Source organism: Rhodococcus sp. 15-649-2-2 (genome assembly GCF_002258645.1).
Taxonomy (GTDB): domain Bacteria; phylum Actinomycetota; class Actinomycetes; order Mycobacteriales; family Mycobacteriaceae; genus Rhodococcoides.
Genome location: NZ_NPFM01000032.1, coordinates 1 through 13,923, shown reverse-complemented (window position 1 = coordinate 13,923; position 13,923 = coordinate 1). Strand labels below are relative to the sequence as shown.

Genomic DNA, 13,923 nt, shown 5'->3' with positions numbered 1-13,923 from the left:
CGGCGTAGACAGCGACACTGGCCAACCCGGCATCAGCAGCCGCCCGGATCACCCGCACCGCGATCTCACCACGATTGGCAACAAGAACCTTGGTGATCTGAGCACTGGCATGGCTGGGCACTGAGCCTCCTACGGATGTATTTTTTTCGTTGCGAACGTCACGTCGGAGTCTAAGCACCGGCCCCGTCGTCGCTGCAATCGGACTGCATCGCCACGCCGAGTGGACAGGGGCTACTGACTGGTAGCGATCCGACCGCTGTCGATGTTGCCGTCATGGAACGGCTCGGGGGCGGTGCCCTGGATTCGTGCGGTACCGGTGTCCGCAACTTCGGTCAGCAGCCTGCGCAGTGCGCCGACGTACTCGTGAACCCGTGCCGTCGCCTGTTCGGTGTTGGGGTACCGAGCGGCGATGTTGATCCCCTGCGGCGTGCGGTTGATCCACACGTACACGTCGTGTTGGTACTGCTTGCTGCGCAGCGCACGGGCATTCCAGTCCGGCCAGTGCTCGGCGGCAGGCGCAAACCGCACGTCCATGAACGAGACGACGAAACGTGGGCGGGCGGAGTATCCGAGAGTGGTGAACACCCGATCGAGAGGAACGCGGGCGATCGGTTTGGTCTTTTTCACCTCCGCCGAGGCGGCTGCGATCACCGAACCGAACGAATCGTCACCGTCGATGTCGAAGGAGATGGGGCACAGTCCGACGAACCATCCCAGCGCGGATGCCCACTGAGGTTCGTCGCGGGTGTGCACCGGAGTAACCGTGCGGAAGCGAGTACCGCCGCCCAGCTCGGCACCGGTGATGGCCAGGACCGCGAGCAGTCCGGCGAACAGGCTGTGTCCTGTTTTGCGGCAGGCCGTCGAGAACGAGTCGGCCTGCTCGGCGTCGAGCACCCACGCCGACAGACCGCCTTGCGGCACGTCCTCCGGGCTCGGATCGCCGATGTCGAGCGGAAACGCAGGTAATTCGCCATCGCCGTCGACCAGGAAGTCGCGCCACATTCTCACCGCATCGTGAGAATGCTCGAGTTCGGCGTGACGCTCACGTTCGGAGGAACCGAAATCGAGGTAACTGCCGGCCTCGAACAGAGCGGCAGCCGGGCCACCCAGTGCCTCTCCGTACAGGGCAGCGATCTCGTGCGCGACCAGGACCGTGGACAGACCGTCGATGATCGAATGATCGGCCGCGAAGAACACGGTGATCGGACGCGTGTCGTCGAGCGGTTCGAGAGTGACGAAGGCGTACGCGGGCCAGATCAGCGGTGAGGTGAACTCGTCGAACAGATATTGCAGGTGCTCGAAGACCTCACTCGACTGGCTGCACCGCTCCTGCTCCACCTGCCAGATGTCGATGGCTCCCTCGGCGGCGGTCACCCGCGACATCTCGCCCGTCGTCTCGTCGATCGACGCACTCGACCGCATGGCTTCGTGCCGGTCGATCCAGTTGAGAACCGCTTGTCGGAATGCCGGTTTGTTCAGTGGGCCTGCGACCTCGAAGGCCGCACCGAGCCACGATTCTCTTCCGCGACGGGGACTGCTCAGACTCGTACGAAGGTGCGCCTCGTGGACGTAGGACGTCGGTCGAGTGTCCGGACGCCACCCTGCGGCTTCAGGAGTGCGGGCCTGCGGGCCGACGCTGGGTATCCACTCGGTGAGCGTGCCTGCGGGAACCGCGTAGTCCGCTAACTCCGTGAACTCCATGTCGGCAGCAACCAGCCTTCGTTCGACCACATCAGGGGTGAGGGTGAATAGAGCATCGACGCTCGTACGACGAGTCTACCGATCACGTGATGTATCGATCAAGACGACAGCGACGTGCGCAGTCAGCGCAGGTGCCGCTTGATTCGAGCCAACATCGCTGACATCCCGCGCAGGCGCAACGGGCTGACCGCGTCACTCAGGCCGAGAGCCGAGTAGAAGTCGTCCGGTACATCGAGAATCTGCTGCGCGCTGAGACCGTCGAGTCCCTGAGCGAGGATCGAGGCGAAGCCGCGGGTGGTCGGGGCTTCGGGCGGGGCGCTGAAGTACAGACGAATCCGGGACGGGTCGCCGGCATCGACCGACAGGAACAGCGGCGACTGGCACTCCGGCACCGGCTCCATCGCATCCTGAGCCAGGTGCTCCGGCAGGGGAGGAAGTTCTCGACTGAACTCCAGCAGCAGCTGTAGTTTGTCCTGTCCCTCCACTGCGGCGAAGTCCTCGACTATCTCGGCGAGTGATTCCGGAAGCGCGCTCATCGAGTGGCCGGTGCCGATCCGGGCTCCTCGCCCTTGGCGATCGGAACTCGAACGGCGTTGCCCCATTCGGTCCACGAGCCGTCGTAGTTGCGGACCGAGTCGTAACCCAGCAGATGGGTCAGAACGAACCAGGTGTGGCTCGACCTCTCACCGATGCGGCAGTACGCGATCACGTCGTCGGTTGCGGAGGTACCGGCGTAGATCTCGTCCAATTCCTTGCGGGAGCGGAAGCGTCCATCCGGTGCGGCCGCCTTGGCCCAGGGAATGCTGACGGCGGTGGGAATGTGCCCGCCGCGCAGTGCGCCTTCTTCCGGGTAATCGGGCATGTGCGTGCGTTCTCCGGTGTACTCGGCGGGGGAGCGCACGTCGATCAGCGGAACGGTACCGAGTGAGCCGAGTAAGTCGGACGCGAACGCGCGAATGGGCGCGTCGTTGCGTTCGATCACGGGGTAGTCCGTTGCCGGGTACTCGGGCACGTCGAGAGTGGTGTCACGGTTCTCGGACAGCCAGGCGTCGCGCCCACCGTCGAGCAAACGCACGTCCTGGTGACCGAACAGCGTGAACACCCACAGCGCGTATGCGGCCCACCAGTTGCTCTTGTCGCCGTAGACGACGATGGTGTCGTCTCGCGAAATGCCCTTGCGGCTCATCAGTTTCGCGAACTGCTCGCCGTCGATGTAGTCGCGGGTGACCGGGTCGTTGAGGTCCAGATGCCAGTCGATCTTGACCGCACCGGGGATGTGGCCGACGTCGTAGAGCAACACGTCCTCGTCGGATTCGACGACGCGAAGGCCCGGGGTACCGAGATGAGCGGAGAGCCATTCGTTCGATACGAGTCGATCCGGATGCGCATAGTCGGCGTACGTTGCGTTGGAATCGGTTGGTACAGGCACGTATCGGCTCCTACGGAAGATATTCGTCTGGCGGCCCGCCCGGGGGTGAGCGGTCTGCACCATCGATCCTATGCGGTATCGCCGCCGAGAGGTGCCAGTGGAGCCTGCGGATCGGAGTGCGGTCAGGTCGTCAGCGCACCGATGTCTGCGTTCGCCGTGCACGCACGCATCAGAGTGACGAGTTCGTCGACGAACGCGGTCATCACCGCGCGTGCCACCGCGGTATCGGGGAAGCGCGATCGCAATGCCAGACCCGATCGTGTGCGGGAGATCCAGAACTGGGCATCGTCGGACACGGTCGCGTTGCTGATGTGATGTGCATTGGACTCGTCGAACCGTTCGGGTCCCTCGGCTCTGGTGTAGTCGATGTACGACACCATGAACACGTCCTGCCGCGTCAGCGTGAATGCGTCCCCGAGGTTGGCCAGAACCTGCGGGATCGGAACGGTACTGAGCGGGAGAGCCGAGCGAAACGCGCTGTGAGCGGCGCGGATCGTGTCGGGTAGGTCGGCTCGGACGGGCACGGTCATCGGGGCGTTGGTGGTGAACCACCCGAGTGCACGTGAGAACTGCGGACGGTGTCGGGTGTGCAGGGGGAACAGGAAGGGCACCTGATTCGGCCCACCGATGCAGACAACGGCCTGCGCGATCGCCGCGACGACTCCTGCGAACATTCCGGCACCGGATCGGGCGCAGAGGTGCTCGAAGTCGAGAGCCTGCGAGGCGTCGAGCAGTGTGTTCACCGTCGTGGCCTGCACGGCTGTTTCACCCTCTGCCACTCCGAGATCGAACGGGAACCTCGGCGTTGTGCCGCCGCACTCGAGAAGAAAGTTCGACCACGCCGCCATGCGTTCGTCCGCGGGGTTCACGAGTGGCTCGGTGGCTTCGATGCGGCAGTACTCGACGAAACCACCGACGGGAGGTAGATCGACCTTCGGGTTGGAGGGGCAGCGGCGGTAGGCGTCGTACAGGGCGTGGATCTCGTCGACGACGACCGCTATCGACATGGCGTCGACGTTGACGTGGTCGAATGCGCACAACACCGTGGAGGTGTCGGGTCGATCGATTCCGAAACAGGTGTACGACGGGAATCGCCTTGCATCGCAGTGCAGTTCGAGTGAGGTCCGGAGGTGGTCTCGGAGCGTGGGTGTCGAGTGGAAGGCGGATCGGGCGGTGAGTTCCATCTCGATCGCACCCGGCCCGTAGAGCATCCGTTCGATACCTGTTGTCGTGGAAACGAAGGAGCTGCGCAGCGTGTCGTGTCGGTCGATCAGGTACCCGAAGGCCCACCCGAGTGCCTCGACATCGAGGCTGCCCGGCACGTCGAACGCTCCGGCGATCCATACGCGTTCGGCCTCGCCGAGGTCGCCCAGGTGAAACCGCTGGTTGAACGACGGCGGAATCGACGACGGCTCCGGATCGCCGACGACGTGTGCAGAGAATTCGACCAGGGCACCTGCCCGAGGGGCGTACTCAGTGATCGAGGTGACCTGCACCGGCCGGCTCCTGAACGAGATGGTCGAGCGAGAGCGTGTAATCACCTTCGCGTGCAATGGTTTCGAGCACGTTCGCCAAATGCGAGTGATAACGCTGTACCGATGCGGCAGCGGTATCGGTATCGGGGGTCTGCGCTACCAGGTACAGGTGCTCTTCGTCTCGGTTGATCCACATCGATGCGTTCGATGTGGAGCCTTCTCCGGTGAAATGCTTCGCTCGCGTGTCCGCGTCCCGTCCGACTCCAGGAAACCAGCGAAAGTCGATGTAGGAGAGCATGTTCGGGCTGACGGCGAGCTCGCTGCCCAAGGTCCCGTCTGCGGCGAGTGCACCCAGTACGGCGTGCACGGGTGCCTCAGCGATCTGCTTGGCCTGCTCGAAACCCGAGTGAGCCAGTGGCGCGACATCGGAGAATTTTCCGTTGCCCGCCACCTCGAACGCGACCGGCGCGAAATTGACGAACCAACCCTGAGACTGTCCGTAGTCGCCGTGGTGGCGGGTACTCAGCACGGTGATCCCGAAATACTCTGCAGTGCCTGCCAGCTCGAAATCGGTGATCGCGACGGCGGCGAATATGCCGCTGCTCATCCGGGCCCCAGCGGACTTGCATGCGGCGTCGAACGCCGCCGTCGCGCCTGCGTCCAACAGATGGCGTTCGACGATACGGACCGGGGCTCGTTCCCCTGGTGCGAGTCCCAGATCGAGTGGGAATCGTGGCATCAAGCCGTCGTGCCGGGTGAAAATATCTCGCCAGGCGGAGATTTCGGGGGAGTCGGGCCCGTATGTCGCGGCTCGCGCTCGCTCCTCTGCGGCGTAGGCGAGGTGGCTGCCTGCGTCTGCCGGCTTCGGTGCCGGGTCGCCGATCTCGAGCGCGTACAGATCGGCGAGTTCGCTGATGACCAACGCCTGCGAACCGCCATCGGTGAACGCGTGGTCCGCGCCGTAGTACAACGTGAAGCTCCCCGGCCTCGACACGACGCCGAGGACGAATCCGGGCCAGACATCTGCAGTTGCCTCGGCCCCGAAGCGCTGCCGCACATAGCGTTGAAACTCATCGTCGTCCGTCGACTCGCCGGCGTCCAGGACCTCGAATTCGGCGACCTCGGGTTCCGCGAGGTGGCGTACGACACCGGTGCTCTCCACCTCGAACCAGCAGCGAAGGCCCTCGTGCCGCAGAACGTAGGTCGCAAGGGCTCGGCTCATCGCAGCGGTGTCCACGTCGCCGTCGATCTCGGTGGCCACCCCGGTGTACGCGGTATGAACATCACTGCGCTGCCGCGCTGCCCATGCCGCCTTCAGATGGTCTTCCTGCAGGAACGAGGGCGGAGTCGCATCGACCGGTGCCGTTGCGGCTCTCGCCTGGGCAGCCGGTGTCGGATGCCACTCGAGCAGACGGCCCGGCGCAGGATTCCAGCTGCCCATGGCGGTGATGATCATCGTTGCTTCGTCCTTTGCGATACGAGCCGCGGGCCGGTCGAGTGTCTCACTCCGCGGCGACGGTCACCGACTGCGAGACCGACGTGAGCACCGTATCGGTACCGGCGTCGGAATCGATCACCGCAGTCAATACCGCCACGAACTCGGTGATGAAGCGATGAACATTGGTGGACGCAACATCCGAGCTGGGGAACCGCGCCGAGATGTTCAGTCCTTCGAGCGTCCGGTTGACCCAGAAGTAGACCTCGTCGTCCGCGTGGCAGTTGCTCCGCAAGGCGCGACCCTTGCGAGCCTGCCACTGGGCAGCGTCCGGAAGAAACCTCAGGTCGATGTACGAGACGACGAATCGGGGAATCTCCGTCGACTCGAGAATCTGGGCGATCTTGGAGTAAGGCATGCGTGCGAGCCCCTTGTTCGCCGAGCCCGCCGCTGCCGCGGCCTCGAGCGCCTCGCCGAAGGTGCGCGCGCTGTCGAGTTGGATCTCCATCGGCAGGATCCCGACGTACCAGCCGACCGACGCCGCCCATTTCTGCTCGTCTCGCGTGTGCATCGGCATCACGGTGCGCAGCGACGTGCGGCCGGACAGGCGCGCGTTCGTCAACGCCAAAGCCGCGAGTATCCCGGCCTGCATGTTGTACCCGGCGGCGCGGCACGCGGCATTCACGGCGTCCGACTGATCCGCGGTCAGCAGCCACGAAGAGATGCTGCTCTGAGCGGCAGGACCGTCGGTCGTGGACGCCCGTTCGACCGCCACGGGAAGCGGGAAGCCTGGAAAGCGTCCGTTTTCCACGGCCAGGAAGTCCTGCCACGTGCGGACGGCACTGTGGTCCCTGGTCAGGCTGTCGCCCAGCTCGCGCTCGGACTGACTGAAGTCCACATAACTGCCCACCTCGGGCAGTTCCGGATCGGTGCCCTCCAGCGCCTGCGCGTACAGCCGGTCGATCTCGTTGATGGCGTAGATCTGGCTGTAGGCATCCATCACCGAGTGGTCCGCAGCAAATGCGAGCAGGAACGACTCCCCGGGCCCGTTCGAGAGAGCACGCGAGGCATCGTCGGGTTCGATCGTCGCCAGTACGAAGTGCGGCCATGCCGTCGGCGATACCGTCTCGCCGAACCAGGAGTGCAGATGGCTGAAGACCTGTGTTTCGGTTCGTGGCTCGGTGTGCGCTCGATCGATGACCCGCACAGCATCCGTCGGCGCGGTGTAGCGCTGCCACGATCCGGACTCCTCTTCACGACTGACCTTGGTCCGGAAGGCCTCGTGTCGTCCCATGTACGCAACGATGGTCGCTCGCACTGCTTCGACGTCGTAGCGGCGATGAATCTCGAACACGGTCCCGATCCACGATCCCGGTGCGCTGCGCTCGCAATGGTCCTGATGAGTGAACGACAGCCCGCGGGAATCCGGTGCCCACCGGTCGTCGTCGACGCGTGGGACCCACTCGGTCAGTCGTCCGGCGGGAAGCGGATAGTCGGCGAGTTCGGTGTATTCCATGTGAGTCCTCTTCCATTCCGGGCCTGGCCGGCGGTGTTCGGCGTCAGTTCGGTATCAGCAAGGCTTCGATTACGGTCGAGCCGAGTATGTAAAGCAAGGTGTCGTGTGACCGTGTATTCGACTCGTCGTTTATCGGATTGCTGCTTTCCGCATTGAAAGAACAACGTCATTGCTGTCGATCCGAAGTGAGTCAAGAAGTCACGATAGGGGCTACGTGGAACTATTTCGCGACGCGTAGAAGTAATACTTCTCACTACCGAAGCTCTTGACCGCCGGTCGTCGCTCACCTGCGGTGGTTGTGCTCGGTTGTCGTATCGTACGACCTATTCACTGTATTTGCACTTCGCCATGATGACGAGTCACAATAACCGCCCGATCGGTATTGATTTCCGGGTGACACGCGACCCGCGCCACCTCAGAGCGCGAACATGGCGCGAGACACAGCGCGGCGATTGTCGACGGATCCATTGCCGAATGCGAATGCATTTCGCGGGCGAATTCACACCGCTACTTCGATGCGTGGATGTAGTAGGTTCGGCGCGTGACTCGAATTGGATTTGCCGATCACCTATTCTTGCGAATGCACCACGGCATCGGATATCCCGTCTATAACCAGTTTCTTTGGTGGTTCGACGAATCGGTCCGGCGGGAAGACCTGGAAAAACTACGCGACAACCTGTCCGACGGTTTGCTTGCGCGCCGCGTGTGTACGCCTTCGGTGCCCACTGCTCGTGAACGTTGGGTGAACTCCTCTGTTTCTCACGCACTCGATTTTCATCCCGAGTCCATCGAGTCGACGGAGGTGCTGGCTTGGGCAGACGGCTGCCTCGGTTCGGATATCGACCCCGAGACAGGCCTCGGCTGGCGGCTGGCGGCTGCCCCGCTTGCGAAGGGTGGGACGGTTCTGTCGTTGACTGCCTCGCACATGGTCGCCGACGGCGGTGCATTGGTCGCCGCGTTCCGGTCTGCAAATTCCCGTTCCGCGAACGTCCGGGGCGAGCACCCGCAGCTGGCTCCACCCGAGCGCGGACTGGCAGCGATCGGCGCGGACGTGAAGGACGCGGTGGAGCAACTTCGGTCCGCCGCCGGCTGGCTGCTGAATTCCGCGGTATCAGCCCTACCGATCCCCACCCGATCCGTTCCGGCACCGGCATCCCCCCGGGTGAGACCGAGGCGCTCCGATGTTGCGACCGAGCCGGCCGCGGACTCGGCGTGGACATCGCCTCACGTGGTTGCCGAGGTGGACGCCGCGACGTGGAATGCGGTGGCAAAAAGATGGGGCGGCACGTCGAACTCGCTGTTCATTGCGGTTCTGACGGCCGCGTCCGGGAACGCCGGACGCGCCTCGGTCGGAGACACCGTGCAGTGGTCACTTCCCGTCAGCGATCGCGCCGCCGACGATATCCGTTCCAACGCAACCAAGATCGTCAAGATCGAGGTCCCTGTCACCGACGCCACCGCTCTCGACCTGTCGCGCATCCGGTCGATCAGCAAAGCGGCGTTCACCGCGTTCGCCGCCACGCAGGCGGCCGGTGACGCTCCCGCCGGAATCTCGCAGGCTCTCGTTCAGATGCTGCCCGACGCCGTGGTTGCCCGCGTTCCGCAGCCTCGGGACGGTGCCGAAGGGTTGGCATCCAACCTGGGTGTGTTGCCCGACGACTTCAGCACGGTGGCAGGTGTTCGTGCTCGTGCGGTGTCCGGCAGAGCGACTTTCTTCGGTGCCGACGCGGAGTTCGCTCGATCGCTGGACGGTGGACTCACGGCCTGGGTGTGCGAGACGGACGCCACCGTCACCCTGACCGTTCACGCCATGGACCCGGATCGATTCCCCGATGACCGAGCGCTGACCGACCACGTGGCCGATGCGTTGACTCGATGGGGATTGTCCGCGCACTTCTGGTGAGTGCGTCAGTGATCGCGCGCAGTGGCCTCGGCGATGTCGGCCGCGGCCGCCACGGCTGCTTCGGTCGGTGCCACGGTATCTGCGAGCTCCCGTGCCGCATTCCTGGCCGCATCGGTGGTGATGTCGGTAATTCCTTGTAGCAGAACGGGTTCGGACAACGTCGAGAACTTCGTACTGGCCCCGGCCCCGATTCGGCGAAGCGCAGCTCCCCAGAACGGCTGGTCGGCGCTGAACCAGCACACGAGCGTCGGCAGGCCTGCGCGCGCGCTCGCGGCCGTCGTGCCTGCGCCACCATGGTGAACGGCTGCACGACACCGCGGAAACACACTCGCATGATCGACCGATTCGACGATCATGATGTTCGGATTCGCCCGAGCCGCAATCGATTCGGCACCGGTGAGATCGCTCCAGCCGGCACAGATCAAGGCCCGCAGACCCAGCTGTCCGGTCACGTTGTCGATCATGCGCAACAGTGCTGCGGGGTCGGGAACCGGCATGCTGCCGAATCCGAAGTACACCGGCGCGGGACCCGCTTGCAGCCATCGCTCGAGTGCGGGATCGGTCTCCTGCCGCCCGGTGCTCAGCCCGAGAAATCCGACGAACGGACGCAGTGGCCCCCACTGCTCGGCCAGCCCGGGAAAGAGTGCCGACTCGTACGCCTGAATCTCGACGCCGCCGTACCGCTCGGATCGTCTGGGTAACGAATCGCTGGTGGTTGCCAATCCCAGGTTTCTTCTCTGGGTGTTCTCGCGAGTCTTCATCGACTTCCACCGCAGCGCCTCGGCCAGCGCCCACATCGATCGGTTGACAGTGGGCGGCAGGGTGACCCCCGGAATCACCGGGACCACTCCGTTACGTCGGAGCGGGCAATAGTGCAGAGCCACAAAGGCATTGCCGGTCGCCTCTGCCATGTTGAAGGCCATTTCCTGCCCCAGTGAGCCGGTGACGATCGCGTCGCTGCCCTCCGCCATCTGTGCGAGCTCGGCCGTCATCTGGTCCCAACCGTGATTGGCCAACTCCGCCAGTGCCGTCATTCGGGTCCGCGGGTTCGCCGACTTGATTCGCACCCGAATGAGCTCCGACTCCAACAGGCGATGGGTGTCCGGGCCGAACGAGACCACGTGCACACGTTCGGACCCAGCCGTATTCGAGCGCGCGAAGTCCAGCAGATTGGGGGGTGCGCCGAGCACCACTTCGTGCCCGCGATGCGCAAGTTCCACACCGAGCGCCACACCGGGTGTCACGTCACCGCGGCTCCCGTTGAAGGGCATCACGAACTTCATACGGTCCTTCGCAGCACGTCGACTTCGGATCGGAGACAACCTATCAGTACCGTCTGCTTCGATTCGATACGGAAAACATATGGCGGGAAACACAATTGCGGCCCACCTGCGTGCGTACGCCCACAGCGATAGGCTCTCGTGGTGGAACGACTGACGTACGACGACGACCTCTTCCTCCGCATGGAATGCGTTCTCGGGGTACCCGTGGTCAACCAGATCGTCTGGCGATTCGACCGCCCGGTCTCGGTCGACGCACTCGAAGCGATGTGGCACCTGCTCGCCGCCGGCCCTATCGATCGATCCGTTCGGCGGGCACGAGTCCCGGGAGCACGTGACAGTTGGACCGCGGCCCGCAGACCTGCCGATCCCATCGTCGTCGCATCACCGATCGACCGTGCGGCAGTCGACCGGTGGATCGAGGACGAGGCCGCCGTGAGGTTGGACCCGATCGAGGGACCGGCGTGGCGGTTGTCCGCCACAGCGGTCGAAGGTGGCGGCACGATCGTGTCGTTGGTGGGCTCCCACGTCGTCGGCGACGGAGGTGCTCTGACCTCGGCCGCCGCGTCCGCGCTGTCCGGACGCGCGGTTCCCGACGATTTCGAGCGAGTCGGACTCGACGATTCCGACTCCGTGTCGGCTCGCTCCGGTGCCGACATCGTCGACGGTGTCGGACGGATCGGTGCGGCGCTCTCGGGTGCGGCACGAGCTCTCGGCGGTGCCGCGGTCGAGGCGGTGCGAGCACGGACCACGGGCTCCGGCTCGGCATCGACCGACTCTGCCTCCACGGACCGCCCGCGCGTGAGGGTGGCACCTGCGGAGGGCGCGTGGGTGCCGAGCACCGTCGTCGTCGACTGCATGTCCGCGGACTGGTCTGCTGCCGCAGCCGGCAAAGGTGGCAGCTCCAACAGTCTGCTGGTCGCTGTCGTACTCGGCATCTTGACCCGCAGTGGACGAATCACCACGGAGGAGCGGGTTCGCGTCGCTCTCCCGGTCAGCACCAGGAGGGCGGGAGATCGGCGAGCCAACGCAACATCCGGCGTCTCGATCCACGTCGACGCGGGAGGGGCGTACCGCGACGATCTCGGGCCGATCCGAGCATCGAGCAAACAGGCATTCCAGGCCCAGGCCGACCGAACTGTCACGACGACCTTCGAGCTGCTCAAACCCCTGATGCAACTGCTGCCCGACGCGATCGTGGCCAAACTTGCCGCATCGGGATCGGCACCGCTGTGTCTGTGCTCGAATCTCGGCAGCAGAGGCGTCGCGCTGCGCACCATCGGAGGTGTCGACGCCACCGCGGTGGCAATGAGGTCGATCACACAGAACACGGATGTGGCGCTGCTCCGGCGCACCGGAGGCGGCGTCAGCGCATGGTGGAACGAATCGGGCGACCGCGCGACTCTGTGCGTGACCGGGCTCGATCCGGACAGATTCCCCAGCAAGGAACACCTGCGTGAGCTCGTCGAGGCGGAATACGACAGTTGGGGTCTGACGCCCGAATTCTGGTGACCTCGAGACACATCACAAATGTGGGGGCACACGGATTTTCGACCGGATCCCCGATGCCGCTATGCTTGCCGACTGTTCGAGTGTTCGAGCAGGTGTGAGAAAGGGGAGCGATCCATGGCAGTGGTCGTGTTGTTCGGGTCCGAGACCGGTACGGCCGAGGAGGTCGCCGACAAGATTGCGGACGTTCTGAGCGATCATGACGCCGAGGTACGCGACATGCTCGAGTACGAGGTGTCGGACATCGACACGGACGACGTCCACGTGATCATCTGCTCCACCTACGGCGACGGCGAGCTCCCCACCGGTGCAGAGCCGTTCTTCGATGCACTCGTCGAAGATGCTCCCGACCTCGCGGGGCTTCAGTTCGCAGTGTTCGGACTGGGTGACCGGGTCTACGAGGACACGTTCAACCGCGGCGGCGAGATCATTGCAGAGAAGCTCACCGAACTCGGTGGAAAGCAGATCGGCAGCCACGCTCGGCACGACAGCTCGTCCAACATCAAGCCCAAGACCATGGCCGAGGAGTGGGCTCGCGAACTGATCGACCTTCTGCCCTGACACCGACACGGCTAGGACGAGGCTCGACCCCACAGCTCGGCCAAGGACGTCCCCACCCGGTTCAACAGGGTTCGCACCAGCGGTAGGCCTATCCCGATCACGGAGGACGGGTCGCCCTCGATGCGGTCCACGAACCAACCGCCGAGCCCGTCCAGCGTGAAGGCCCCAGCAACCAGAAGCGGCTCACCGGACGCGAGGTAGGCCTCGAGGTCCACCGACGACGGCGTCGCGAAATGCACGACGGTCGAACTGTGCGCTGCAGCCTGCGCCACGACTACGCCGGCCGTCACTCGAAGCACCGCATGGCCGGTCAGCAGCTCACCGCTGTTCCCCGCCATCGACTGCCATCGTTCCCGCGCCACCTCCACCGAATGCGGCTTACCGTGTAGCTCGCCGCCGATCGACAGCATCGAATCGCAGCCCACGATCACCAGATCGTCTGTCGAGTCCGTGAATGTCTCGGCCACTGCGGCTGCCTTGGCTCTGGCCAACTCGGTCACCACTGTTTCCGGAGACGCAGAGGGCCCGAGAGCCTCGGCGAGCGCATCCTCGTCCACACCCGATACCTGGACGATCGGTTCGACGCCGGCTCCGCGCAGCACCGACAGGCGGGCAGGGGAAGCCGACGCCAGGACCAGACGTATCGGACGCCGATCGTCCTCCGCGGGTGGCACAGTCACCGCGAGTAGCGACCCGAGGCTGCGTACGAGTACGCCGACTGAGGCGCGAAACCTCGGTGAAGGAGCGTCGGTGATCCCCACAGCTCCGGAGGCCGAGAGTCGCCCACCGATGCAGGTCCACCCTGGGCAGCCGTCAGAACAGCCACCAGCGCGGCGAGTTCCTCGTCGCTCGGATTGCCCTTCACCACGCGAACTTCCGGAGACGTGGCGGAGGCATCCTCCGCCACCACGACCTCGCCGCTCGTTGCGTCATCATTCGCGCTCACTGCGTCATGATTCGCTTCGCCGCTCATAGTGGGATGTTTCCGTGCTTCTTCGGCGGCAGGGTGACTTGTTTGCGTTCGAGCAGACGCAGCGCGGTCACGATCTGACCGCGGGTATGACTGGGTGGAATGACGGCATCGAGGTACCCACGCTCGGCAGCGACGTACGGG

14 protein-coding genes are annotated in these 13,923 nt (G+C 64.5%); 3 read left to right on the top strand and 11 right to left on the bottom strand.

Going from position 1 to position 13,923, the window contains the following annotated elements:
• The 7 genes from CH305_RS25370 to CH305_RS25340 all read right to left on the bottom strand — a co-directional run.
• Positions 1-121: biotin carboxylase N-terminal domain-containing protein (locus CH305_RS25370; RefSeq protein ID WP_141215757.1), on the bottom strand; the 121-nt coding region annotated here is incomplete at its 3' end.
• Between the two features lie 110 nt (positions 122-231).
• On the bottom strand, positions 232-1,701 hold the full coding sequence (locus tag CH305_RS25365; RefSeq protein WP_032404816.1) for a condensation domain-containing protein: 1,470 nt from the start codon (positions 1,699-1,701) through the stop codon (positions 232-234).
• Between the two features lie 122 nt (positions 1,702-1,823).
• Positions 1,824-2,237 carry a SufE family protein gene (locus tag CH305_RS25360; protein WP_032404102.1) on the bottom strand — a complete coding sequence of 138 codons (414 nt, stop codon included), beginning with the start codon at positions 2,235-2,237 and terminating at the stop codon, positions 1,824-1,826.
• A complete protein-coding gene (locus tag CH305_RS25355) occupies positions 2,234-3,130 on the bottom strand; it encodes a sulfurtransferase (RefSeq protein ID WP_094705364.1) in 897 nt (298 codons plus the stop codon). The genes CH305_RS25360 and CH305_RS25355 overlap by 4 nt, the downstream gene beginning before the upstream one ends.
• Positions 3,131-3,252: 122 nt before the next feature.
• Positions 3,253-4,626, bottom strand: coding sequence for a condensation domain-containing protein (locus tag CH305_RS25350; RefSeq protein WP_179278404.1), 1,374 nt, complete (start codon positions 4,624-4,626; stop codon positions 3,253-3,255).
• Positions 4,604-6,061: a condensation domain-containing protein gene (locus CH305_RS25345; RefSeq protein ID WP_094607998.1), complete on the bottom strand. Its 1,458-nt coding sequence runs from the start codon at positions 6,059-6,061 to the stop codon at positions 4,604-4,606. The genes CH305_RS25350 and CH305_RS25345 overlap by 23 nt, the downstream gene beginning before the upstream one ends.
• Before the next feature lie 46 nt (positions 6,062-6,107).
• Positions 6,108-7,556: a condensation domain-containing protein gene (locus CH305_RS25340; RefSeq protein ID WP_094705362.1), complete on the bottom strand. Its 1,449-nt coding sequence runs from the start codon at positions 7,554-7,556 to the stop codon at positions 6,108-6,110.
• 742 nt (positions 7,557-8,298) lie between these two features.
• Between CH305_RS25340 and CH305_RS25335 the strand changes: the two genes are divergently transcribed.
• On the top strand, positions 8,299-9,459 hold the full coding sequence (locus tag CH305_RS25335) for a hypothetical protein (protein ID WP_143545330.1): 1,161 nt from the start codon (positions 8,299-8,301) through the stop codon (positions 9,457-9,459).
• 5 nt (positions 9,460-9,464) lie between these two features.
• On the opposite strand, the gene CH305_RS25330 is transcribed toward CH305_RS25335, so the two are convergent.
• Positions 9,465-10,742, bottom strand: coding sequence for a glycosyltransferase (locus tag CH305_RS25330; protein ID WP_094705358.1), 1,278 nt, complete (start codon positions 10,740-10,742; stop codon positions 9,465-9,467).
• Between the two features lie 141 nt (positions 10,743-10,883).
• On the opposite strand from CH305_RS25330, the gene CH305_RS25325 reads away from it, so the two are divergent.
• Positions 10,884-12,251, top strand: coding sequence for a hypothetical protein (locus tag CH305_RS25325; protein ID WP_094705356.1), 1,368 nt, complete (start codon positions 10,884-10,886; stop codon positions 12,249-12,251).
• Between the two features lie 114 nt (positions 12,252-12,365).
• A complete protein-coding gene (locus tag CH305_RS25320) occupies positions 12,366-12,809 on the top strand; it encodes a flavodoxin domain-containing protein (RefSeq protein ID WP_032376881.1) in 444 nt (147 codons plus the stop codon).
• Between the two features lie 11 nt (positions 12,810-12,820).
• On the opposite strand, the gene CH305_RS25315 is transcribed toward CH305_RS25320, so the two are convergent.
• The 3 genes from CH305_RS25315 to CH305_RS28795 form a co-directional block, all read right to left on the bottom strand.
• Entirely contained in the window at positions 12,821-13,453 is a 633-nt protein-coding gene (locus CH305_RS25315) for a nucleoside triphosphate pyrophosphatase (protein WP_032404819.1), read from the bottom strand.
• A 32-nt stretch (positions 13,454-13,485) separates the two neighbouring features.
• Entirely contained in the window at positions 13,486-13,755 is a 270-nt protein-coding gene (locus CH305_RS25310) for an acyl-CoA carboxylase epsilon subunit (protein WP_249304945.1), read from the bottom strand.
• A 23-nt stretch (positions 13,756-13,778) separates the two neighbouring features.
• Positions 13,779-13,923: carboxyl transferase domain-containing protein (locus tag CH305_RS28795; RefSeq protein WP_143545329.1), on the bottom strand; the 145-nt coding region annotated here is incomplete at its 5' end.

Coding starts and splice junctions, on each gene's coding strand:
- CH305_RS25365 (WP_032404816.1), bottom strand. CDS start 1,701: ATGGAGTTCACGGAGTTAGCGGACTACGCGGTTCCCGCAGGCACGCTC.
- CH305_RS25360 (WP_032404102.1), bottom strand. CDS start 2,237: ATGAGCGCGCTTCCGGAATCACTCGCCGAGATAGTCGAGGACTTCGCC.
- CH305_RS25345 (WP_094607998.1), bottom strand. CDS start 6,061: ATGATCATCACCGCCATGGGCAGCTGGAATCCTGCGCCGGGCCGTCTG.
- CH305_RS25340 (WP_094705362.1), bottom strand. CDS start 7,556: ATGGAATACACCGAACTCGCCGACTATCCGCTTCCCGCCGGACGACTG.
- CH305_RS25330 (WP_094705358.1), bottom strand. CDS start 10,742: ATGAAGTTCGTGATGCCCTTCAACGGGAGCCGCGGTGACGTGACACCC.
- CH305_RS25320 (WP_032376881.1), top strand. CDS start 12,366: ATGGCAGTGGTCGTGTTGTTCGGGTCCGAGACCGGTACGGCCGAGGAG.